The organism is Roseobacter sp. FCG-D35 (assembly GCF_033436665.1).
In the GTDB taxonomy this organism is placed as follows: Bacteria; Pseudomonadota; Alphaproteobacteria; order Rhodobacterales; family Rhodobacteraceae; genus JAWQFO01.
Map to the genome: position 1 here is coordinate 246,279 of NZ_JAWQFO010000006.1, position 21,932 is coordinate 268,210.

19 protein-coding genes are annotated in these 21,932 nt (G+C 67.3%); 12 read left to right on the forward strand and 7 right to left on the reverse strand.

Going from position 1 to position 21,932, the window contains the following annotated elements; translation table 11 throughout:
- The first annotated feature begins 63 nt into the window (after positions 1-63).
- Genes R5H30_RS15425 through R5H30_RS15435 form a run of 3 tightly spaced genes read left to right on the forward strand, consistent with a single transcriptional unit; the run spans position 64 to position 3,006 of the window.
- Entirely contained in the window at positions 64-639 is a 576-nt protein-coding gene (locus tag R5H30_RS15425; RefSeq protein ID WP_318329398.1) for a TRAP transporter small permease subunit, read from the forward strand.
- The gene (locus R5H30_RS15430; protein WP_318329399.1) at positions 636-1,943 is read left to right on the forward strand and encodes a TRAP transporter large permease; all 1,308 of its coding nucleotides are present in this window, start codon (positions 636-638) and stop codon (positions 1,941-1,943) included. The genes R5H30_RS15425 and R5H30_RS15430 overlap by 4 nt, the downstream gene beginning before the upstream one ends.
- Positions 1,944-1,971: 28 nt before the next feature.
- Complete coding sequence (locus R5H30_RS15435) at positions 1,972-3,006, forward strand: TRAP transporter substrate-binding protein (RefSeq protein WP_318329401.1); 1,035 nt, start codon at positions 1,972-1,974, stop codon at positions 3,004-3,006.
- A gap of 36 nt (positions 3,007-3,042) precedes the next feature.
- Here the strand turns inward: R5H30_RS15435 and R5H30_RS15440 are convergent, their stop codons facing one another.
- Positions 3,043-3,360 carry a hypothetical protein gene (locus R5H30_RS15440; protein WP_318329402.1) on the reverse strand — a complete coding sequence of 106 codons (318 nt, stop codon included), beginning with the start codon at positions 3,358-3,360 and terminating at the stop codon, positions 3,043-3,045.
- Positions 3,361-3,414: 54 nt separating this feature from the next.
- Complete coding sequence (locus tag R5H30_RS15445; protein ID WP_318329403.1) at positions 3,415-4,254, reverse strand: DUF6635 family protein; 840 nt, start codon at positions 4,252-4,254, stop codon at positions 3,415-3,417.
- Positions 4,255-4,498: 244 nt separating this feature from the next.
- Here R5H30_RS15445 and R5H30_RS15450 point away from each other — a divergent pair, with 244 nt between their 5' ends.
- The gene (locus R5H30_RS15450) at positions 4,499-5,134 is read left to right on the forward strand and encodes a GNAT family N-acetyltransferase (protein ID WP_318329405.1); all 636 of its coding nucleotides are present in this window, start codon (positions 4,499-4,501) and stop codon (positions 5,132-5,134) included.
- A 58-nt stretch (positions 5,135-5,192) separates the two neighbouring features.
- On the opposite strand, the gene R5H30_RS15455 is transcribed toward R5H30_RS15450, so the two are convergent.
- The 5 genes from R5H30_RS15455 to R5H30_RS15475 all read right to left on the reverse strand — a co-directional run bounded on the left by R5H30_RS15455 (position 5,193) and on the right by R5H30_RS15475 (position 10,907).
- Positions 5,193-6,371, reverse strand: coding sequence for a geranylgeranyl diphosphate reductase (locus R5H30_RS15455; protein WP_318329407.1), 1,179 nt, complete (start codon positions 6,369-6,371; stop codon positions 5,193-5,195).
- Positions 6,372-6,373: 2 nt separating this feature from the next.
- Positions 6,374-7,669 (reverse strand): BCD family MFS transporter, encoded by a 1,296-nt coding sequence (locus R5H30_RS15460; protein WP_318329408.1) that lies wholly within the window; start codon positions 7,667-7,669, stop codon positions 6,374-6,376.
- Positions 7,666-8,577 (reverse strand): chlorophyll synthase ChlG, encoded by a 912-nt coding sequence (chlG, locus tag R5H30_RS15465; RefSeq protein ID WP_318329409.1) that lies wholly within the window; start codon positions 8,575-8,577, stop codon positions 7,666-7,668. The genes R5H30_RS15460 and chlG overlap by 4 nt, the downstream gene beginning before the upstream one ends.
- Before the next feature lie 68 nt (positions 8,578-8,645).
- The gene (ppsR, locus tag R5H30_RS15470) at positions 8,646-10,031 is read right to left on the reverse strand and encodes a transcriptional regulator PpsR (RefSeq protein WP_318329458.1); all 1,386 of its coding nucleotides are present in this window, start codon (positions 10,029-10,031) and stop codon (positions 8,646-8,648) included.
- Between the two features lie 72 nt (positions 10,032-10,103).
- Entirely contained in the window at positions 10,104-10,907 is an 804-nt protein-coding gene (locus R5H30_RS15475; protein WP_318329410.1) for a hypothetical protein, read from the reverse strand.
- A 334-nt stretch (positions 10,908-11,241) separates the two neighbouring features.
- On the opposite strand from R5H30_RS15475, the gene bchF reads away from it, so the two are divergent.
- The 8 genes from bchF to puhA are packed head-to-tail and all read left to right on the forward strand — an operon-like array spanning position 11,242 to position 21,922.
- The gene (bchF, locus tag R5H30_RS15480) at positions 11,242-11,730 is read left to right on the forward strand and encodes a 2-vinyl bacteriochlorophyllide hydratase (RefSeq protein ID WP_318329411.1); all 489 of its coding nucleotides are present in this window, start codon (positions 11,242-11,244) and stop codon (positions 11,728-11,730) included.
- The gene (locus tag R5H30_RS15485) at positions 11,727-13,013 is read left to right on the forward strand and encodes a ferredoxin:protochlorophyllide reductase (ATP-dependent) subunit N (RefSeq protein WP_318329412.1); all 1,287 of its coding nucleotides are present in this window, start codon (positions 11,727-11,729) and stop codon (positions 13,011-13,013) included. Before bchF ends, R5H30_RS15485 begins: the two co-directional genes overlap by 4 nt.
- Positions 13,010-14,533 carry a ferredoxin:protochlorophyllide reductase (ATP-dependent) subunit B gene (gene bchB / locus R5H30_RS15490; RefSeq protein WP_318329413.1) on the forward strand — a complete coding sequence of 508 codons (1,524 nt, stop codon included), beginning with the start codon at positions 13,010-13,012 and terminating at the stop codon, positions 14,531-14,533. Before R5H30_RS15485 ends, bchB begins: the two co-directional genes overlap by 4 nt.
- A complete protein-coding gene (locus R5H30_RS15495; RefSeq protein WP_318329414.1) occupies positions 14,523-18,095 on the forward strand; it encodes a magnesium chelatase subunit H in 3,573 nt (1,190 codons plus the stop codon). Before bchB ends, R5H30_RS15495 begins: the two co-directional genes overlap by 11 nt.
- Before the next feature lie 28 nt (positions 18,096-18,123).
- The gene (gene bchL, locus R5H30_RS15500) at positions 18,124-19,020 is read left to right on the forward strand and encodes a ferredoxin:protochlorophyllide reductase (ATP-dependent) iron-sulfur ATP-binding protein (protein ID WP_318329415.1); all 897 of its coding nucleotides are present in this window, start codon (positions 18,124-18,126) and stop codon (positions 19,018-19,020) included.
- Positions 19,020-19,691 carry a magnesium protoporphyrin IX methyltransferase gene (bchM, locus tag R5H30_RS15505; RefSeq protein ID WP_318329416.1) on the forward strand — a complete coding sequence of 224 codons (672 nt, stop codon included), beginning with the start codon at positions 19,020-19,022 and terminating at the stop codon, positions 19,689-19,691. The genes bchL and bchM overlap by 1 nt, the downstream gene beginning before the upstream one ends.
- Positions 19,688-21,124: a PucC family protein gene (locus R5H30_RS15510; RefSeq protein WP_318329417.1), complete on the forward strand. Its 1,437-nt coding sequence runs from the start codon at positions 19,688-19,690 to the stop codon at positions 21,122-21,124. Before bchM ends, R5H30_RS15510 begins: the two co-directional genes overlap by 4 nt.
- 24 nt (positions 21,125-21,148) lie before the next feature.
- Entirely contained in the window at positions 21,149-21,922 is a 774-nt protein-coding gene (puhA, locus tag R5H30_RS15515) for a photosynthetic reaction center subunit H (RefSeq protein ID WP_318329418.1), read from the forward strand.
- Positions 21,923-21,932 lie beyond the last annotated feature (10 nt).

Below are 21,932 nucleotides of genomic sequence, written 5' to 3' on the forward strand. Positions count from 1 at the left end.
AGTCCGGCCTTGCTGGACTCGCCACGACCCTTGTGGCCATCTTGCCGGCGGGGGGATCGTGCGATGACCACACCGCTGCCGGACCGGGTTTCGCGCTGGCTGGCCTGGCTGGCCGGCGCGGTCATCCTGTTCGGCTGCGCGGTGCCCATCACCATCGACGTGGCGATGCGCTATTTTGTCGGTCGCAGCGCGGTCGAGAGCTTCGAGATCTCCGGCTACGGCCTTGCCGTCTGCATCGGGCTGGGCATGGCGCACACCGTCACGACCAAGGCCCAAATCCGCGTGGATTTCATCGCCGCGCGGTTTCCCTTCCCGATCCGCGCCGCCTGCGACCTGCTGGCGGCCTCGGCCCTTGCCCTCGTTGCCGCAGCCCTTGCCTGGTTCACCTGGGGAACGCTCCAGCAATCCTGGTCGATGGACGCACGATCGATGTCGCGCCTGCGCATCCCGCTCTACATCCCGCAGGGCCTGTGGTGGCTCGGGCTGCTGTGGTTCGCCTGCGTCGCCGTTCTCGCCCCGGTGCAGGCCGTGATCCGGCTGATGCGCGGCGACCGGGCCGGGTTCGAGGCCGCCGTGGGCTCGGCAGACCTGAACGCCGAGATCGACGAGGCGGTGTCGGCGGCGGAAAGCCGGCCATGATCGCCACCGCCTTCACGCTGCTCATCGTCATGCTGGTGCTGTCGCTGCCGGTGGCCGCGGTGCTGGCCCTGACCGGCTATATCCTGTCGGAAAGCTACGCCTTCTTCCCGATGACCGGCGCGGCGGGCGAACTGGCGTGGAACTCGTCCGAGGATTTCATCCTGATCGCGGCGCCGATGTTCATCATGATGGGCGAACTCATGCACCGCTCTGGCGTGTCCGGCCGGCTCTTCGACGCCCTGACCCCGTGGTTCGCCCGCCTGCCGGGACGGCTGATGCACACCAACATCGCCTCAAGCGCGGTCTTCGCGGCGACGTCCGGATCGTCGATTGCGACGGCGGCGACCATCGGCACCGTCGCCATCCCCAACATGGACGCCGGCGGCTATAACCGGCCGCTGTTCCTCGGCTCGATCGCCGCCGGGGGAACGCTCGGCATCCTGATCCCGCCGTCGATCAACATGATCATCTACGCCGTGCTCACCGACACTTCGGTCGCCGATCTCTATGCCGCCGGTTTCCTCCCCGGCTTCCTGCTGGCAAGCCTGTTTTCCGGCATCCTTCTGGTGCTGGTGCTGTGGCGCCCGCGCTGGGGCGGCGCCACCATGCCCGCCCGGTCGCTCTGGCCGGCCCGCCTGCGCGGCCTGCCCCACCTTTTGCCGCCGCTCGGGCTCTTCGCCATCGTCGTCGGCAGCATCTACGCCGGCATCGCCACCCCGACCGAGGCCGCCGCCCTCGGCCTCGTCGCGACGGTCGGGCTGGTCGCGCTCAACGGCAAGCTGAGCCTGCATGTCCTGCTTGCGGCCTTCGAAGGCACCGTGCGGACCACCTGCATGATCATGCTGATCGTGATCGCCGCTTTCTTTCTCAACTTCGTCATGGTCAGCATTGGCCTCGTGCAGGCGATCACCGACGCCGTGCTGCAGCTCGGCTGGCCGCCGCTGGGAATGCTCGTCGCCATCATCTGCTTCTACCTGTTGCTCGGCTGTTTTATGGAAACCCTGTCGATGATGATCGCCACCACCCCGATCGTGGTCCCGGTGGTGGTCGGAATGGGCTACTCGCCGGTTTGGTGGGGCGTCGTCTTCGTCATCCTGATCGAGGCCGCGCTGATCACCCCGCCAGTCGGCATGAACCTCTACGTGGTGCAGGCGGTGCGGCGCGGCGGCGGCGCCTTCAGCGATCTCTTCAAGGGGGCCGCCCCGTTCCTGTTCGCGATGCTGGCGATGATCGCCCTGCTGATCGCCTTTCCGTCGCTGGCGCTCTGGCTGCCGACGATCCTCAATCCGAAAGCCGGCGGCTGATGCCGGCGCACAACAAGGGAGACGAACGATGAAGTACCTCATTTCAACCGCGCTTGCCGGGCTGCTGGCGCTACCGGTCGCGGCACAGGACATGCCCGAGACCGAATTCAACGTCGTCGGCTCGATCGGCGTGCTGTCGATGTACACCGACAAGGAACTGCCGTTCTGGACCGAACAGGTTCCTGCCGAAACCGGCGGCAAGATCAAGGCCAGCGTCAAGCCGTTCACCGAGCTGGGCTTCAAGGGCGGCGAGATCTTCCGGCTGGTCAGCAACGGCACGCTGCAGATGGCGACCACGGTGCTGGCCTATAACTCCGGCGAGGTGCCGCGCAACGAATCCACCGACATCGTCGGCCTGATCGACGATGTGGAAGTGCTGGCGCAGGTCGTCGAAAGCTGGCGCGACAGCTACGCCGCGTTCCTCGAGCAGGAACACAACATCAAGCTGCTGGGCTTCGGCACCTACCAGGCGCAGGTGATCTACTGCCGCGACGCGTTCACTTCGCTCGCCGATCTTGAAGGCCGCAAGGTGCGCGCCTCGGGCGCGTCCCAGCAGGCCTTCGTCAGCCATCTCGGTGGCTCGCCGCTCTCGATCGCCTTCGCCGAGGTGCAGCCCGCGCTCGCCAGCGGCGTGGTCGATTGCGCGATAACCGGCGCGCTGTCGGGCTACAAGGCCAAGTGGCACGAGTCCGCGCGCTTCATCTCTCCGATGCCGGTCAACTTCGGCCTGGCCGCACAGCTTGCCAATCTTGACTGGTGGAACGGTCTCGATCCGGCGGTGCAGGACTACCTGACCACCTCGCTGCGCGGGCTCGAGGATTCGATCTTCGAACTGGCCGCCACCGAGACCGAGACCGGGCTGGCCTGCAATACCTCCGGGCCCTGCCCGCACGGTGATCCCGCCGGGATGACGCTGGTGCCAATGTCCGAAGCCGACGAAGCCCTGCGCGACGAGGCCGTCAAGGTCGCGATCCTGCCCGAATTCGCCGACCGCTGCGGCGAGGACTGCGTGTCCGACTGGAACGCCAGCATCGGCGAAACGCTGGGCATCACCATCGAATGATCCACCGGGGCGGCGGATCATCCGCCGCCTCCGCCTTCACGACTGCCCGGAGATGTCGCGCCGCACCTGCAGGAAGGCCCGGCGCCCGTCGCTGAAATGCGCCTGCGCCACGCCCGGAGCCAGCGCCTCGAGCCGGAAGGCATGGTGCGCGCCGTTCCGGAACGTCTCGTAGCGCGTCCAGTAGGTGTCGCCCTCGAACCCGTAAAGCCCCGCCTCGCACCGGCCGTCGGCGAATTCGAGCCGGCAGCGTCCGTCCCGCCCATAGTGGACGCTGGCCACGACCGCGCCGGTCTCAGGGTCGAGCGCATCGAGCGTGTGCCCTTCGATGAAGGTCCTGACCTCATCCGGTGTCATCGCGGTTCTCCCTTCCGGGTCCGGTCAGGCGGGACCGGATCACCGTTCCCTGCCCTACCCGCGCAGGAAACGCCAGAGGCTCATCGCGACATCCGACGCATCCCCGAGCCGCGCCGCGAGATGCTCGCGCGCCAGCCCTTGGCCCCGATCGGCAACCGCGTCCAGCCGGGCCAGCAACCGCGCGATGCGGCGGCGATGGGTGCCGGTCGAAACCTGCAGCGGATCGGCGAGGACGCCGGCGAAAGTCGTGATCACCGACGCCAGCATCGCCAGAACCACCCCGGTCAAAAGCACCTGCGCCAGCGGGATCTCGACGGGAAACATCGCGTAATAGGCCCGTCCCAGCCCGCTGCCCAGCGGGAAGTCCCGGATCGCCGCGGCCTCGGCGCGCATCTGCGCCAGCGGCCCGGTCAGCGACAGGACACCCGGCGTCGCCGCATGGAACAGCGCGACGCCCGAGACCAGAACGATCAGCGCCGTCGTCATCTCCGACACCGCGCTGCGCACCCCGACGTAGTCGGCCACGGCGCGCCGAACCGCGTCCTGCGGCGCCGCGACCCCAATCCCCTGCACGTTGAGACGGGACAGGAATTCCAGCACCCGCGCCTCGACCGCCCGCGCCACCTGCGTCACCAGAAGGATCCGGCGGTCCAATAGCCAGCGCCGGGCCCCGTGCAGCCCGACGAGCCCCGCAATCAGCGCCGCGAGCCGCACCAGCACGAAGATCGGCGCCAGAAGCACGTTCACCGGCGCGCGCAGCAGGTCGCCCCCGAAAGCGGCCCGGTGGAGCCGCAGCGTCCCGCGCAGCCCGAAGGTCTCGCGCACGAAGTCGCGGATCGCGGCATCGCGGGACGTCGAGGTATCCGGGTCGAGGTGGATTCGGGGATCGGTCATCGCGCGCAATCCTACCCCGGCCCGACCAGCGCCGACAAATCAACTGATCGGATTCGCCTCCGGTCGCAGCACCGGCTGACGCCACGGACGATTGTCCCGGAACGCTCCAGACGGCGGCCGTCCGTTCACGGGATACCGACCAGAGAACCTTGGCCGGTCTTGCCCCATGCTGGCGTCCCGAAGATGATCGGGACGATGCAAACACTCGCCTCTCCCATATGGCCATCGCAAGGCCGCTCGGCGCATGGCTGAAACCTCTCCCGGCCAACCCGTTATGCGCCTTGCGCGGGCAGAGGATCACGCGGCTCTGGCCGAAGTCTGCCTGCGCACCGGCGATGCCGGGCAGGACGCCACGCCGCGCGAGGACGCAACTGATCTGCTGGGCCTCTACTACGCGATCCCCTACCAGGTCGGCGCGCCCGATTTCGCCTTCGTGCTCGAGGATGCGGCGGGCGTCTGCGGCTACGTGCTCGGCGCGCCCGACACCGCGCGATTTGCGCGGTTCATGGAAGACGAATGGCTGCCGCACCTGCGCGCCCGGACACCGCTTCCGCCCTCGGACCGCGCCGCGTGGCGCGGGAGCGACTGGATCCGTGCGGAGATCCACGCCGACTGGCGTTTCCATTTGCCCGACATCCCAGACATCGCCGCGTTTCCCGCACATGGTCACATCGATCTTCTGCCCCGCGCGCGCGGACAGGGCGCGGGCACCCGGGCGATGGGTCACCTCGAGACGCATTTGCGGGCGGCGGGCGTGCCCGGCCTGTGGCTCGAGGTCGCGGACGCGAATACGCGGGCGCAAGGGTTCTATGCCGGGCTCGGCTACCGCCGCATCGCCGCGCGTCCCGGTGCGGTGATCCTCGGCAAGCCCCTCGCGTGAGCCTCTCGTCCGTCACCCGACCGCACGGCCGTTTCAGCCGGTCAAGGCGGCACTCGCCTCAGACATGCTCGGGGCGCACCAGCCCGGACAGGTGCGCGAGGTTCTTCAGCCCGATCCGCATGTGCGACGTCAGCCCGGCCCAGACGATCTTCTTGTGCATGTAGCTTTCGAAGGTCAGGCGCTGCACGTCGACGTCATGGCACAGCGACACGAAGCGTTCGCGCCGGTCGTCCGAACGGTAATAGGCGTTCTGCATGGAGCCGAGGATGCGGAACACGGTCTTGTTGTCGCGCATGAAGAGCTGGCGGGCGAGCCGGAGCTGTCGCGCCTTGCCAGTGGCGAGGCATGCCGCGGCCGCCGTCGCCGCGACGCGACCGCCGACCATGGCGTAGTAAATGCCCTCGCCGGAAGATGGGGCGACGACCCCGGCAGCATCGCCGGCGAGCACGACGTCGCGGCCGTTGTCCCAGCGATCGAGCGGTTTCAGCGGGATCGGCGCGCCTTCCCGCCGCAGCGTCCGGCAGCCGTCGAGACCGCTGCGCCGGCGCAGGTCCGCGGTGGCCTGCTTGAGGTCCACGCCCTTGACCATCGATCCCATGCCGACACTGGCCGAAGACCCGTGCGGGAAGACCCAGCCGTAGAAATCCGGCGAAATGCGCCCGTCATAGACCACGTCGCAGCGACCCGGATCGTAAGGGCCGGCAGTCTCGGGCGCCGCGATGATCTCATGGTAGGCGATGACGTAGGGCGTCTTGTCCGCGCCGGGAATCTCGGTGCGGGCCACCGCCGAGCGCGCCCCGTCGGCCCCGATGACAAGGCGTGACCTCAGGTGCCGGGTCTCGCCTGTGGCCTTGTCGCGCACCGAAACGGTCAGGCCGTCCGGATCCCTTTCGAGGCCAAGATAGGTTCCGGTGATACGTACGGCCCCGGCCTGAGACGCGCGCACCCGCAGGAACTCGTCGAAATGCTCGCGGTCGACCATGCCGACGAAACCATTCTCGATCGGGATGTCGACCTTGCGCCCGGTGGGCGAGATCATCCGCGCCGTGGTCACCTTGGCCACCAGCAGATCGTCCGGCACGTGGAAATCCGCGATCAGCCGGGGCGGGATCGCCCCGCCGCACGGCTTGATCCGCCCGGCCCGGTCGACAAGGGCCACCTTGTGCCCCGAGCGTGCGAGGTCTTCCGCCGCGGTTGCGCCGGAGGGTCCGCCGCCGATCACGATCACGTCGAACATGGCTATTCTCCCGGTATCATGGCAGATGCGCCGGCGCGTCCGGGCGCGATCACCCGCAGCGCCAGAACTGCCGCCGACGCAAAGAGCAGCGCCTCGGCCAGAAAGACGCTGCCGAAGGCGCTGGCGTCGCTTGGCGAGACAAGGCGCACGACATCGACCGACGCGGCCCCGACCAGCCCGCCGAACCCTGCGGCGACCGCCTGCGCGGCACCCCAGAGACCCATGCGGGTGCCCTCGCGCGCCCTGCGCCCGGTGCCGGCCAGCGCCATCATCGACCCGATCGCCGCCACGGCGAACATCCCGTTGAAGACTCCCAGCGCCACAGTGGCGGGCAGCAACGCATCCGCAGCGCCGAAGCGCCCGGCAAGCGCGATAGCGACCAGGGATGCCGACGACCCGAGGCAGCCCGCCGCAACCCATGTCCGCAGGCTTCCAAGACGAAAGCCGCTTGCGGCGATGCCCACCGTCAGCATGCCCAGGAAAACGCCGCCGTTTTGGGCGCCACTCAGCATCGTCGACTGGCCTGGCGTGAAACCGAAGACCAGCCCGGCATAGGGTTCCAGGATCAGCTCCTGCATGAAGTAGGCGGTCATCGACAGGAAGACGAAGATCGTGAAATTGCGCGCTGGCGCCTCGGCCCAGATTTCCGAAAGCCCCTCGATGAAGGGCTGTCGGCGGTCCGGTGTCGGCACGGGTTCAGGCCCCGTGCGCCGTTCGATGCCCCAAATTGCGAGGACGGTCAGGGCCACGGCACCGACGCAGACGATCCCGACGATCTGCAGAAGGCGCGCCGGGCTGTAGGGGTCGAGAAAGGCGCCGGCCGTGGCCGCTGTCAGCGCGATCCCCGCGATCATCATGAGCCAGGTGATCGTGGCGGCGGCCGCCCGCCGCTCCGGGGCCGTCGCAGTCGCCAGCAGCGCCAGCAGCGAGGTACCCGACGCCCCGACGCCGACACCGATCAGCGCGTAGGCGAGAGCCGAAAGCGTCATCGCGACGGCAAAGCTCTGCTCGACGAGGATGACCCCCACTGTCGCACCGAGCGCTCCAAGCGCCAGCGCGGCCATGCCGACGACGATCCAGAAGCTGCGCCTTCCGCCGGTGTCGGAAAGAAAACCCCAGTTCGGTCGGGTGATCTGGATGCCGTAGTGCAGGGCCACCAGAAGCCCCGGAATGACAGCGGGAAGCGCGTATTCGACGACCATCAGCCGGTTCAGGGTCGACGTCGTCAGCACCACAACTGCACCAAGCGCCATCTGCACGAGGCCGAGCCGGACGATCGCAAGCCAGCCGAGGGTCATGGCATCACCTCAAGTCCGCGCAGCGCGAAGGCGGCGACCATCATGCCGGAGACGTAGAGCGACACGCCGGTGGCGTTGTACCAAGGGGCGCGGGCCTCAGGATCGGAGAGCAGGACGCGCATCGCCAGCCCCTGCGCACCCAGCAGCGCGGCGATGGCCAGCGCATGGATGGGACGGTCGAGGCCCACAAGGAAGGCCACCACGACCACCTGCGGCAGGGCCATCGTCCAGCAGGCAACGCGCGCCGCGCGCCTTTCGCCCAGAACCACCGGGAGAGAGGCCACACCCGTCTGCCGATCGCCCTCCAGTGCCTTGAAATCGTTGAGCGTCATGATCCCGTGCGCCCCGACCGCGTACAGCAGTCCGACAAGGATCACCTGCGATGAAGGCAACCCGTTGGCCAACACGGCCGCCCCGGTGAACCACGGAAGGCCTTCGTAACACAGCCCGACCAGCCCCGGACCCCAGAGACCGGATTTCTTCAACCGTATCGGTTCTGCCGAATAGGCCCAGGCCGCAAGCACGCCAAAGACCGTCGCGGCCAGCGCCCAGGGACCAAGCATCGCCCCGAGCCCGAGCGAGACTGCGGTCATCGCCAGGGCGATCCAGAGCCCCCACTGACCCGGCACCCGACCGGACGGGATCGGACGGTCGGGCTGGTTGATCGCATCCACGTGCCGGTCGCACCAGTCGTTGGCCGCCTGGCTCATGCCGCAGACCACCGGTCCCGAAAGAAGCATACCTGCGGCGACCAGACCCAGCGACGATGTCAGCGGCACGCCCGACGCGACCGCCCCGCAAAGAAACGCCCAGATCGGCGGAAACCATGTGATCGGCTTCAAAAGCTCGAGCATCGCCGCAGGAGACGGGATGCGCCGGGCAGACTGTAATCCGATTGAGACACCCATAGTGTCAATCTAAACTTACAATCGGGATTCTCGGAAGCGTTTTCTTTGAGTGAGGCGAAGGGCCGACGCTATTCTTCGGCGTTGCTGGCAAGCAGGCCGTGCTTGCGCAGCTTGACGTAGAGGCTTTGGCGCGACAGGCCCAGCATCTCTGCCGCGGCCACCCGGTTGTTCCCGGTCAGTTGAACGGCTGTTTCGATGCACATCTTCTCGACCACGTCGGACGTGGCCGAAACCAGCTCCTTTAGCGATGCGGTCCCGACAAGGTCCATGACGTTGCGCATGGCCTCCTCGCTGACCGCCGCGCCGTTGGCCTGCGCTTCGATCCGTTCCGAGGGCGTCACGTCGCGCACGACGATCCCGAACCCGAGATCCCCGCCGCGCTGGTGCAGGCGCGCCGCAGACAGCTCGACATTCGCACGCGTCCCGAAGACGCTCTTGAGCTGGGTCGCGTAGCTGCGCAGACGGTCCGGCTTGGCCGCCGACTCGAGGATGAGTTTGAGATCGACGCTGCCGCGGACGAGAAACTCGGCCAATGACCGGTCCCGGATGTCGCGCAGCTGCGGTGCGTCCGCCATAACCAGAAACGCCTCGTTGGCATCGCGGATGACGCCCTTGGCATCGGTCAGGACGATCGCGTCCGTCGTCGCGGTGAACAGCGCCGCAAGCGAATGCGCGGATTGCACCGAGTCCTCGGCATCCTCGTCCACCGCCTTCACGCGGCACAGCAGATAGAGATCACCCGCCGCTCGGAAGAATTCCGGTGTCAGATGAAGCGCGCGACCGTTGCGCCGCGCCGACACCTCGACACTCCTGACTTCGCTTGCCGATGCGGCCGCCTTCAGCGCCTCGACAAGCTCGCCACGCCGTCGGCCCTCGAAGACCTGCGCGAACATGCTGCCGCTCAGCGTTTCCGCTTTCGTGCCGAACAGCGATGCCGCCGGCCCGTTCAGATCCCGGATGACGCCCTGTTCGGGTTCGACGATCACGATCGGGGTTTCGGCGGCTTCCAGCACGAGGCGATAGAACGTCTCTTCGCCACGCAGCTTCTTGAGATCGCGCTCGCGTGCAAGCTGCTCGCTCACAAGCCGCTGCTGGACCTCGGCGATCGGCCCCATGTCCCGTCCGATCATCAGAACCGAATCGCCTTTGACGCTGTGCAGCGAATACCGGATCGGGAACTCCCACGTGGCATTGTCCACATGGTTGATCTCGACCGCAGGAACCGTGCCATCCGCGGAATTGCGCATGTCGTCCAGGCGACGCGCGAGTTTCTCGCGACTTTCGACGGTCAGGAACTTGTCGATGTCGCGCCCGACCCAATGGTCGAGACAGCCCAGCGACGGGCATTCTGGATTGACGGAAATTCCCTCGATGGTGCCGGCGGCGTCGATGTGGATCGCGATGTCGGAAGCTTTTTCGATCAGACCAGGTATGCCAACTGGATCAGGCAACACACCCGATTGCAGCCATCCGATGTTGTTACCTTGCCGGGTCAAATTCACCACTCCATTTCGCCGTCCACTCCCCTAACAGACTTCCGTAAAGCCCTGTGAAGCAGCGACTGTCGACAAGCCGCATTTTTCGATCGCCTCGCGCGCAGACTTCGCCGAAAAATCTGCGCCGGTCCGTCTTTCGACTTCCGAGACTTCTTCACAGGCACGTCCGCCGATAACGATCGGCGGCACATAGTCCATTGATGCGCGCAGAAAGTCCACAAGCTCCGTTGCATGTTCGACGGAATTCTGCGTCGCCAGCGTGATCCCGACCATCGAGAACCGCTTCCGCGCGAGACTTTCGCGCAATTCTTCCCGTTCGAGGGCGATGGCCATGTGAACCCACAGACCGTGCCGGCGCAGGCTGTCTGCCGCCACGAATCCGCCCAGCGAATGGTTTTCGAACTTCGGGATCACCATCATGACCGATTGCCCCAGTGGGATCATCCGGTCCAGCCACGCGGCGGCCGGATCGGCGCCATAGGACCGGTAAAGCTTTTGCAAACGGCCAGCGCCCACCGTGACATCGACGAAACTTGCCTTGTCGCTGACCCACAATTCACCGAGGTAGCGCGACACTTCCGGCACGAAGCTGTGAAGCACCTCTTCGCTGCTGACCCCGGTCGCCATGAGCGATGCCAAGGTCGCCTTGTGCGCGGATTCGGACTCGGACATCAACGACTCGCCCAGATGCGTGACCCACTCGTCCCGGCTGCGCGGCTCAGAGCCCGCCTTTCCGTTCGCCACACTTTTCAGTGCGGACTCGACCAGAAATCGGATGGCGGGTTTTTGTCCGACCGGCAAGCCAGCACGTCCTGCCTTCTTGCTTATCTCCATCAGCCCCCTCCCCGGACACCATTGGACACCGCAAAACCTCAACAGGTAGTTGAGTCCATCGGATCGCCCGAGTGTGCGCGCGGTCCGCTCAAATGTCAATTTGCGCTGACATTCGCACCCGAATGGCAGCATCAAGCAATTACGCAGGTTCGATTATTTTGGATCACTCGAGGTGATATCGCTGCGTTTTCGGCCTTGTTTGCATGCGATTCGGATCATCCACGGCAGAAAAAGATGCCAACATCACTGGACAGCAGCGGCGCCCGTATGTGTAAATCATAGTTGACACTTCGCGGCGGGCAGCCGTAGCATTCGGTGACCTGGGAGGGGGATCATGACGGCATCCACGCCTCGCAATTCCGAACGTATCGCACTCTACACGGCCGACGAGCGCCGGCGCAGGGACACGACGGTCTGGACGCTCGTGCAGGGCGTTCTTGCCCCTGCACAGTTTGCCGTCTTCCTCGTGTCGCTCGCACTGGTCCTGCGCTTTCTCGCCACCGGCGACGGCTACGAGGTGGCGACCTATTCGATCCTTCTGAAGACCGCCTTCCTCTACCTAATCATGATCACCGGTGCGGTCTGGGAAAATACGGTGTTCGGTCAGTACCTCTTCGCACCGGCCTTCTTCTGGGAGGACGTCGTCAGCTTCGCCGTCATCGCGCTGCACACCGCCTATGTCTGGGCGCTGTTCCGCGATGCGCTGGGGCCCGAGTCGCTCATGTTCCTCGCCCTGGCCGCCTACGCGGCCTACGTGATCAACGCCGGGCAATTCCTGCGCAAGCTGCGCCTCGCCCGGCGCGACGGCATGGGCCAAACATGACCGCGCCAGGCGTCGCATCCCCATCCGCCGGTTGCCGGGACACGCCCGCTCTGCGCGAGCGCGGACAGCACGAGGTCTTCTGCGGCCTCACCGGGATCATCTGGCTGCACCGGAAGATGCAGGATGCCTTCTTTCTGGTCGTCGGCAGCCGTACCTGCGCGCATCTTCTGCAAAGTGCAGCCGGCGTGATGATCTTCGCCGAACCGCGATTCGGCACCGCGATCCTCGAAGAGAGCGATCTTGCCGGACTGGCAGACGCGCAGGAGGAGCTGGAACGCGAGGTCGACCGGCTGCTGGCGCGGCGCGGCGACATCCGTCAACTCTTTCTTGTCGGAAGCTGCCCGTCCGAGGTCATCAAGCTCGATCTCGCCCGCGCCGCCGAGCGGCTGACGGCCAAGCACGCGCCGCGCGTGCGGGTGCTCAACTATTCCGGCTCGGGCATCGAAACGACGTTCACCGAAGGCGAGGACGCCTGCCTCGCGTCGATGGTCCCGGGCCTGCCCGAGACCGAACGGCGCCAGCTGATCGTCGTGGGCGCTCTGCCCGATGTCGTCGAGGACCAGGCGCGCGCGTTGCTGGAAGGCTTGGGGATCGAAACCGTGCGCGTGTTGCCGCCGTCGCGCAGCACCGACGATCTCGCCGTTGGTCCCAACACCGTCTTTGCGCTGACCCAGCCTTTCCTCGGCGCCACGCACGCCGCACTCGAACGACGCGGCGCACGGCACATCCCGGCGCCTTTCCCGCTGGGCGAGGAAGGCACGACGTTCTGGCTCGAAGCGGTTGCGCAGGAGTTCGACGTCGATCAGAAACGGTTCGAGACCGTCACCCGCGCCCCGCGCGAACGTGCGCGCCGGGCCGTGGCCCGGACGGCAGAGGCGCTGGCCGGCAAATCGATCTTTTTCTTCCCTGACAGCCAGCTCGAGATCCCTCTTGCGCGCTTTCTGACCCGCGAATGCGGCATGACGGCCGTCGAAGTCGGCGCGCCCTACATCCACCGCCATGTCGTCGGGCCCGACCTCGACCTGCTAGCCGCCGGTACCGCCCTCGCCGAGGGCCAGGACGTCGAGCGGCAACTCGACCGCTGCCGCGCGGCGCGGCCCGACCTGACCGTCTGTGGCCTCGGCCTCGCCAACCCGCTGGAGGCCGAGGGCCTGGCGACCAAGTGGTCGATCGAGCTTGTCTTCACGCCGGTGCATTTCTACGAGCAGGCCGGCGACCTTGCCGGGCTCTTCTCCCGCCCGCTCCGCCGCAAGGCCATTCTGCGCCCTGAGGCCGCGGAATGAAGCTGAGCATCTGGACATACGAAGGCCCGCCGCATGTCGGTGCCATGCGCGTCGCGACCGCGATGACCGACCTGCATTACGTGCTGCACGCGCCGCAGGGCGACACCTATGCCGACCTGCTCTTCACCATGATCGAACGGCGCGATCATCGCCCGCCAGTCACCTACACGACCTTCCAGGCGCGTGACCTCGGCAGCGACACCGCGAACCTCTTCTCGACCGCCTGCCAGGCGGCCTATGACAGGTTTCAGCCGGCTGCCCTGATCGTCGGCGCCTCCTGCACGGCGGAACTGATCCAGGACGACCCCGGCGGCATGGCCGAGACCATGGGCCTGCCGGTGCCGGTGATCCCGCTCGACCTGCCGAGCTACCAGCGCAAGGAGAACTTCGGCGCTGACGAAACCTTCTATCAGATCGTCCGCAGGCTCGCGAAACCGACAACGAAAGCGGACCGGGTCAGCTGCAACCTGATCGGCCCGACGGCGCTGGGATTCCGGCATCGCGACGACATCACCGAGATCACCGGACTGCTCGAGGACATGGGAATCGCCGTCAACGTGACCGCCCCCTTCGGCGCCGCGGTGGCGGATATCGAGCGGCTCGGGGCCGCGCATTTCAACGTGCTGATGTACCCCGAAACCGGCGAGAGCGCCTGTCGCTGGATGGAGCGCGAACTCGACCTGCCCTATACGCGCACGGTGCCCATCGGCGTCGGCGCGACCCGCGATTTCGCCGCGGAGGTGGCCGCACTTTCCGGTCGGCCCTGCGTGCTCGACGAAAGCCGCCTGCGGCTGCCGTGGTATTCGGCCAGCGTTGACAGCACATACCTGACCGGCAAGCGCGTCTTCATCTTCGGTGACGGCACACATGTCGCGGCAGCGGCCCGCATCGCACGCGACGAGATGGGGTTCGAGGTCGCGGGCCTCGGCTGCTTTAACCGCGAGATGGCCCGCCCGATCCGCGCGCTCGCGCGCGACTTCGGGATCGAGGCGCTGATCACCGACGATTACCTCGAAGTCGAGGCGCGGATCGTCGAGCTTGCCCCGGAACTGATCCTCGGCACGCAGATGGAACGCCACATCGGCAAGCGTCTCGGCATCGGCTGCGCCGTCATATCGGCCCCGGTCCATGTCCAGGACTTCCCCGCCCGCTACTCGCCCCAGATGGGGATCGAGGGCGCCAACGTGATCTTTGACACCTGGGTGCATCCGCTGGTGATGGGTCTTGAAGAGCACCTTCTGCACATGTTCCGGGAGGATTTCGAGTTCAACGATGCCGCCGGGTCGAGCCATCATGGACACGGCGCGGCTCTTCCCGAACCGGTCGCCGCGGCGGACCCGGTGCCCGCAACCTCGGCCGAGGTCATCTGGCTGCCAGCCGCGGAAAAGGAACTGCGCAAGGTACCGTTCTTCGTGCGCGGGAAGGCGCGCCGCAACACCGAGGTCTTCGCCGCCGAAAACGGGCTGCGCGAGATCGGAATCGAAACACTCTACGACGCCAAGGCCCACTATGCGCGATGAGGTCCACATCACGGCGTCCGCGCCCGCCTACAGGATCGTCATCCTGACGCTCGACAGCCATGCCGCCGGCCCCTGCGCCCGCGTGGCCGAAAAGCTTTCCGCAGATTTCCCGGGCCTGGAACTTCAGGTACTCGCGGCGGCGGAATGGGGCGAATGCCCCGAGGCGCTGGCCGAGGCAAAGCGGGCCATCGCCAACGGCGACATCGTCATCGCGAGCCTTCTGTTCCTCGAAGAGCATATCAAGGCCATCCTTCCCGACCTCGAGGCGCGGCGCGACGACTGCGACGCACTGGCCGGGATCATCTGCGACGCCCAGATCGTGCGGCTGACGCGGATGGGGTCGCTCGACATGAGGTCGCCGGAAAGCGGGGCGATGAAGCTGCTCAAGAAGCTGCGCGGCTCGTCCAAGCCGTCGACCGAGAGCGGCGCGAAGAAGATGCGGATGCTGCGCCGGCTGCCGCAGATCCTCAAGCTGATCCCGGGCAAGGCGCAGGACCTGCGGGCATGGTTCCTGACCATGCAGTACTGGCTCGGCGCGTCGGACGACAACATCGAAGCGATGGTGCGCTTTCTGATCTCGCGCTATTGCCGCCACGAGGCCTGGCGCGGGACAGCGGCCGCGGCACCGCTCGAATACCCCGAGACCGGCCTCTACCATCCCGACCTGCCGGGGCGGATCACGACGGATCCTGCGCGGCTGCCGCAGCCTGCCAATGCCACCGGAACCGTCGGGCTGGTGATGATGCGCAGCTACGTGCTGTCCTCGGACACGGCGCATTACGACGAGGTGATCCGCAGCCTGCAGGCGCGCGGGCTTCGGGTCCTGCCCGCCTTCGCGGGCGGGCTCGACGCGCGTCCGGCGATCGACAGTTTCTTCCGCGACGAGGCGGGCGTGAAGATCGACGCGCTGCTCTCGCTCACCGGTTTTTCGCTGGTCGGCGGCCCCGCCTACAACGACAACGCCGCCGCCATCGCAGTCCTCGAAGGACTCGACGTTCCTTACGTGGCGGCGAACCCGCTGGAATTCCAGACACTTGCGCAATGGGCAGCCTCTGCCCAGGGGCTCGGCCCGATCGAAACCACCATGCTGATCGCGCTGCCGGAACTCGACGGGGCCACCAATCCGACGGTCTTCGCCGGACGCCACGGCGAGGACACCTGCGAGGGCTGCGCACGGCGCTGCATGGCCGGCCCGGGCGCCAAGGCCATGGCCCCCTGCCACGAGCGCATCGAGAAACTCGTGGCCCGCGTCGACCGGCTTGTCGCGCTGCGGCGCTCCGAGGTCGCGCAGCGGCGCGTCGGCATCGTGCTCTTCGGCTTCCCGCCCAACGCCGGTGCGGCCGGAACGGCGGCCTATCTCGACGTCTTCCAGTCGCTGCACAACACGCTTTGGGCGATGGCCGACCGAGGCTATGACGTCGAGCCGCCGGAAACGGTCGAGGCGTTGCGCGCCGCCGTGCTGGAAGGCAGCGCCGCGCGCTACGGGCAAGAGGCCAACGTCGCGGCGCGGGTCGAGGCCGACGACATCGTGACCGGCACGCCCTGGCTCGACGAGATCGAGGCGCAATGGGGCCCCGCCCCCGGCAAGGTACAAAGCGACGGGCGCGGCGTGTTCGTTCTGGGCGCGCAGTTCGGCAAGGTCTTCGTCGGGCTGCAACCGGCCTTCGGCTACGAAGGCGACCCGATGCGCCTGCTGTTCGAGCGCGGCTTTTCCCCGACCCATGCCTTCGCACAGTTTTACCTCTGGCTCAAGGGCACGTTCCGGGCCGACGTCCTGCTGCATTTCGGCATGCACGGGGCGCTCGAATTCATGCCGGGCAAGCAGGCGGGGCTCGGAGCGAAGGACTGGCCCGACCGGCTGATCGGCGACATGCCGAACGTCTACCTCTACGCGTCCAACAACCCCTCCGAGGCGACGCTGGCCAAGCGCCGCTCGGGCGCGGTGACGGTGTCTCACCTGACCCCGCCCCTCGCCGCGTCCGGGCTGTATCGTGGTCTGCAGGAGCTGAAGGACAGCCTGACGCGCTGGCGCGAACGCACGCCCGGCGATGCCGGCGCCGAGGACCTCGAAACCCTCATCGCCGAGCAGGCCGGTGCCGTCGACATGGACGGCAGCGATCCGCAAAGACTCTGGCTCAAGCTGCTCGAGACCGAAGACGCGCTGATCCCCGACGGTCTGCACGTCCTGGGCCGCGCGATGTCGGATGCAGCGCGGGCGGAATACATCACGCTGATCGCGGATGCCGACAACGAGACCCGCGCGACGGTCGACGCCCTGCTGCGCGAGGACAACGAGATCCCGGCCCTGCTGCGGGCCCTGGACGGACGGTTCACGCCCCCGGTGGCGGGCGGCGACCTGATCCGCTCGCCGGACATCCTGCCGACGGGGCGGAACATCCACGCCTTCGACCCGTTCCGGATGCCCACCGCCTATGCCTGCCGCGAAGGCGCGAAACAGGCCGAACTGCTTCTGGCCACGCATGACAGCCTGCCGCGCAGCGTGGCGCTGGTGCTCTGGGGTTCGGACAACATCAAATCGGATGGTTGCGCCATCGCGCAGGCGCTTGCCCTGATCGGCGCGCGCCCGCGTTTCGACAGTTTCGGACGGCTCTGCGGCGCGGATCTCGTGCCGCTGGAAGAGCTGGGCCGCCCCCGCGTCGACGTCGTGATGACGCTTTCGGGCATCTTCCGTGACCTGCTGCCGCTGCAGACGCGCCTGCTGGCCGAGGCCGCGCTGAGGGCCGCCGAAGCCGACGAACCGGTCGAGATGAACTTCGTCCGCGCCCATGCGCTGGCGTATGCCGAGAAAACCGGTTGCGCGCTCGATGTCGCGGCGCTGCGCGTTTTCTCGAACGCCGAAGGCACCTACGGCTCGAACGTCAATCACCTAGTCGATGGCTCGGCCTTCGGCGACGAGGATGAGCTTGCTGACGTCTACCAGGCGCGCAAGAGCTTTGCCTACGGCGTGAACGGCAAGCCCGCGCAGAACGCCGCCCTGCTGCAGGAGGCGCTGGCGACGGTGGACCTCGCCTACCAGAACCTTGAATCCGTGGAGCTGGGCGTCACCACGGTCGATCACTACTTCGATACGCTCGGCGGCATCGCCCGGGCCGTGAAGCGCGCGCGCGGCGGCAAGGACGCCGCCGTCTACATCTCGGACACGACGCGCGGGGCGGGAAAGGTGCGCACGTTGTCAGACCAGGTGGCGCTGGAGACCCGGTCGCGCTCACTCAACCCGAAGTTTCACGAGGCGCTGCTGCGACACGGCGCCGAAGGGGTCCGGCAGATCGAAAGCCATGTCACCAACACGCTGGGCTGGTCGGCCACGACCGGGCAGGTCGAACCCTGGGTCTACCAGCGCTTGTCGGAAACCTTCGTGCTGGACGCCGAGATGCGCGCGCGGCTTTCCGCGCTGAACCCGGTCGCGTCCTCGCGCATGGCGAACCGGCTGATCGAAGCCCACGAACGCGCCTACTGGCAACCCGATGCCGAGACGCTCGACGCGCTGCGCAATGCCGCCGACGCGCTCGAGGACCGGCTGGAAGGGATTGCGGCGGAATGAAACCGATTGACGGAAGGACAGGTAGAGCATGAGCCCGCGCGACGAAGTTCCCGCCCTGAGAGGCCGCGACGGAGAAGGGTCCGTCCAGGTACACCAGGACCCGGCGATGAAGATCGAGGGGGCCAAGGTGTTCTCGGTCTACGGCAAGGGCGGGATCGGCAAGTCCACGACCAGTTCCAACCTCTCGGCGGCCTTTTCAAAGCTGGGGCGGCGTGTCCTGCAGATTGGCTGCGATCCCAAGCACGACAGCACCTTCACGTTGACGGGGCGCTTGCAGCCGACGGTCATCGACATCCTCAAGGAGGTCGACTTCCACCCCGAAGAGCTGCGCCCCGAGGATTTCGTCAGCGAAGGCTGGGGCGGCGTGAAATGCGTCGAAGCCGGCGGGCCGCCGGCCGGCACCGGCTGTGGCGGCTACGTGGTCGGGCAGACCGTGAAGCTGCTGAAACAGCATCACATGCTGGAAAACACCGACGTGGTGATCTTTGACGTGCTGGGCGACGTGGTCTGCGGCGGCTTCGCGGCTCCGCTCCAGCATGCCGACCGGGCGCTGATCGTGACCGCCAACGACTTCGATTCGATCTACGCGATGAACCGGATCATCGCCGCGGTGCAGGCCAAGTCGGCCAATTACAAGGTCCGGCTGGCGGGTTGCGTGGCCAACCGGTCGCGCGACACCGACGAGGTCGACCGTTACTGCGAGAAGGTCGGTTTCCGCCGCATCGCCCACATGCCCGACGTCGATGCCATCCGCCGCTCGCGCCTCAAGAAGAAGACGCTCTTCGAGATGGACGACGAGGAGGACATCGTGCGCTGCCGGGCCGAGTACGTGCGGCTGGCCGAGACGCTCTGGAACGGCACTGAGGGCACGGCCCCGGCTCCGATGGAAGACCGCGACATCTTCGAACTGCTGGGATTCGACTGATGACCTACGAGGCCACACGCGCCCGGGTCGAGACCTACTTCGACCGCACCGCGACCCGGACATGGGAGCGGCTGACCAGTGACGCGCCCGTTTCGCGCATCCGCGAAACGGTGCGGCGCGGGCGGGACGAAATGCGCGCCCGCATCCTGTCGCGTTTGCCGCAGGACCTGCGCGGCGCCCGGGTGCTGGATGCCGGCTGCGGCGCGGGACAGATGACCGCGGCGCTTGCCGCGCGTGGCGCGGACGTGGCCGCCGTCGACATCTCGCCCGCCCTGATCGGCATCGCGCGCCGCCGGCTGCCGGAGGACCATCGCGCCCGCGTGCAATTCGTCGCGGGCGACATGCTCGACCCCGATCTCGGTTCCTTCGATCATGTCGTGGCGATGGACAGCCTGATCTACTACGACGCCACCGATATCGGCGCGGCGCTGACCGGTCTGACGAAGCGCGCCCGGGGCAAGATCGTCTTCACGGTCGCGCCGCGCACTCCGGTCCTGATGGCGATGTGGTACGCCGGCAAGCTCTTCCCGCGTTCGGACCGCTCGCCGGTCATGGTGCCACATGCGCCCGAGCGCCTTGCCGAGCAACTCGCCGGGATTGGCCGGCTGCGCGACCTCGGGCGCACCCATGTCGGGTTCTACATCTCACAGGCGCTGGAGATGTCGGGATGATCGTCACGCGCCAGACCGTCGCCCGCCTGTCGGTGCGCTACCTGCCGTTCTCGGACGCGGCGAGCGAAGGTCTGCCGGCGGGGCAATTGCTGCGCCTGTCGCTGTTCCAGGTCTCTGTCGGCATGGCCACGGTCATGCTGCTGGGTACGCTGAACCGGGTGATGATCGTCGAGCTTTCCGTGCCGGCAATGATCGTCGCCACGATGATCGCCCTGCCGGTGCTCGTGGCCCCGTTCCGGGCGCTGCTCGGGTACCGCTCGGACACCCACCGCAGCGCCATCGGCTGGAAACGCATTCCCTATCTCTGGTTCGGCTCGCTTTGGCAGATGGGCGGGCTGGCGATCATGCCTTTCGCGCTGATCGTGCTCTCCGGGCAACAGGCCATCGGCCCGGGCTGGGCCGGAGAGGTGCTGGCGGCCCTGGCCTTCCTGATGACCGGCCTTGGCCTGCACATGACCCAGACGGCCGGGCTGGCGCTGGCCACAGACCGCGCGGACGAGGCGACGCGCCCGCGCGTCGTGGCGCTGCTTTACGTGATGTTCCTGCTCGGCATGGGGGTCTCGTCCGTCATCATCGGCTGGCTGCTCACGGATTTCTCGAACCTGCGGCTGGTACGGGTCGTGCAGGGCGCCGCCGTCGTCGGCATCGTGCTCAACCTCGTCGCTCTCTGGAAGCAGGAAAAGGTCCGCCCGATGAGCGCCGCGGAACGCGCCGCGCCACGCCCGAAGTTTTTCCACGCATGGACAGACATGACGGCGGGCAGCCAGGTGACGCGCCTGCTGGCGGTCGCCTTCCTCGGCACGATGGCCTTCAACATGCAGGACGTGCTGCTGGAGCCCTACGGCGGCGAGATCCTCGGCCTCAGCGTCGCCGCGACCACGCTTCTGACCGCTGTCTGGGCGACGGGCGCTCTGGCCGGCTTCGTGCTGGCCGGCGGCCTGCTCTTGCGCGGGCGCAACCCGCTGCGGCTCGCGGCCAGCGGGCTTCTCGCCGGGGTCATCGCTTTCTCGCTCGTCATCTTCGCCGCACCGCTCGCATCGACTGCGGCCTTTTTCGCTGGTGCCGGGCTGATCGGCTTCGGCAGCGGACTTTTCGCCGTGTCCACCCTCTCGGTCGCCATGTCGCTTCCCGCCCGCGGGGCCGCCGGGCACGGTCTCGCACTCGGCGCCTGGGGCGCGGCGCAGGCGACGGCGGCGGGGCTTTCCATCGCCCTCGGCGGCGCGCTGCGCGACGGCGTGAACGCCATCGCCGCCAGCGGCGCCTGGGGCAGCGCGCTCGATACGCCGAGCACCGGATACTCCTTCGTCTATCACCTCGAGATCGGCCTGCTGTTCCTGACGCTCGCCGTCCTCGGTCCACTGGTGCGCAGCGCAGCACCACCCCCCGTCACTTCCGGTCAGGCCCGTCTCGGCCTTGCCGACTTTCCGACCTGACCACCGCATCGAAAGGGCAGACCCATGGTAGAACCCATTTTCGGCAACCTCGACCTGGCGAGCATATCGCTATGGCTCTTCGTCGTCTTCTTCGCCCTGCTGATCTTCTACATCCAGCGCGAGAACATGCGCGAAGGCTACCCGATGGAGGATGACGACGGCGCCGTCGCCAGCAACCAGGGCCTTTTCCCGGTGCCGGACGACAAGACCTTCACCCTTCCGCACGGGCGCGGAACGGTGACCGTTCCGTCCGGACAGAACCCCGACCGCACCGATCTGGCGCTGGCCAAGACGGCCGCCGGCAACGGGTTCCCCTTCGTCCCCACGGGCGATCCGATGGTCGACGGGGTCGGGCCGGCCTCCTGGGCGCCGCGCCGCGACCTGCCGGAACTCGACGGCAAGGGGCATCCCAAGATCGTCCCGATGGCCGCGCTCGAAGGCTTCCAAGTGGCGACGGGCCGCGACCCGCGCGGGTTGCCGGTTCAGGCCGGTGACGGCGAGGTCGTCGGCACCATCAGCGACATGTGGCTCGACGAGCCCGAACAGCTGGTGCGCTACCTCGAGATCGCGCTCGACGCCGAGTGGGGCGACGGCAAACGGCTGGTGCCGCTGACGATGGCCAAGATCAAGTCCGACCGCGTCGTCGTGCGCTCGATCTTCGGCAAACACTTCGCCGGCGTGCCCACGAACGCCTCGCCGCGCCAGGTGACCCTCCGCGAGGAGGACCGGATCTGCGGCTACTACGGCGGCGGCACGCTTTATGCCAGCGAGGCACGGCTGGAACCGCAGCTCGGCTAAGGGAGGAAAG

Bases quoted from the DNA above. Each gene is read 5' to 3' on its own strand.
- R5H30_RS15510 (WP_318329417.1), top strand. From the start codon at position 19,688: ATGATCGTCACGCGCCAGACCGTCGCCCGCCTGTCGGTGCGCTACCTG.
- bchF (WP_318329411.1), top strand. From the start codon at position 11,242: ATGACGGCATCCACGCCTCGCAATTCCGAACGTATCGCACTCTACACG.
- bchL (WP_318329415.1), top strand. From the start codon at position 18,124: ATGAGCCCGCGCGACGAAGTTCCCGCCCTGAGAGGCCGCGACGGAGAA.
- chlG (WP_318329409.1), bottom strand. From the start codon at position 8,577: ATGGGTGTCTCAATCGGATTACAGTCTGCCCGGCGCATCCCGTCTCCT.
- R5H30_RS15435 (WP_318329401.1), top strand. From the start codon at position 1,972: ATGAAGTACCTCATTTCAACCGCGCTTGCCGGGCTGCTGGCGCTACCG.
- bchM (WP_318329416.1), top strand. From the start codon at position 19,020: ATGACCTACGAGGCCACACGCGCCCGGGTCGAGACCTACTTCGACCGC.
- R5H30_RS15475 (WP_318329410.1), bottom strand. From the start codon at position 10,907: ATGGAGATAAGCAAGAAGGCAGGACGTGCTGGCTTGCCGGTCGGACAA.
- R5H30_RS15425 (WP_318329398.1), top strand. From the start codon at position 64: ATGACCACACCGCTGCCGGACCGGGTTTCGCGCTGGCTGGCCTGGCTG.
- R5H30_RS15440 (WP_318329402.1), bottom strand. From the start codon at position 3,360: ATGACACCGGATGAGGTCAGGACCTTCATCGAAGGGCACACGCTCGAT.
- puhA (WP_318329418.1), top strand. From the start codon at position 21,149: ATGGTAGAACCCATTTTCGGCAACCTCGACCTGGCGAGCATATCGCTA.
- R5H30_RS15495 (WP_318329414.1), top strand. From the start codon at position 14,523: ATGCGCGATGAGGTCCACATCACGGCGTCCGCGCCCGCCTACAGGATC.
- R5H30_RS15445 (WP_318329403.1), bottom strand. From the start codon at position 4,254: ATGACCGATCCCCGAATCCACCTCGACCCGGATACCTCGACGTCCCGC.
- R5H30_RS15450 (WP_318329405.1), top strand. From the start codon at position 4,499: ATGGCTGAAACCTCTCCCGGCCAACCCGTTATGCGCCTTGCGCGGGCA.
- R5H30_RS15460 (WP_318329408.1), bottom strand. From the start codon at position 7,669: ATGACCCTCGGCTGGCTTGCGATCGTCCGGCTCGGCCTCGTGCAGATG.
- R5H30_RS15485 (WP_318329412.1), top strand. From the start codon at position 11,727: ATGACCGCGCCAGGCGTCGCATCCCCATCCGCCGGTTGCCGGGACACG.
- R5H30_RS15430 (WP_318329399.1), top strand. From the start codon at position 636: ATGATCGCCACCGCCTTCACGCTGCTCATCGTCATGCTGGTGCTGTCG.
- bchB (WP_318329413.1), top strand. From the start codon at position 13,010: ATGAAGCTGAGCATCTGGACATACGAAGGCCCGCCGCATGTCGGTGCC.
- R5H30_RS15455 (WP_318329407.1), bottom strand. From the start codon at position 6,371: ATGTTCGACGTGATCGTGATCGGCGGCGGACCCTCCGGCGCAACCGCG.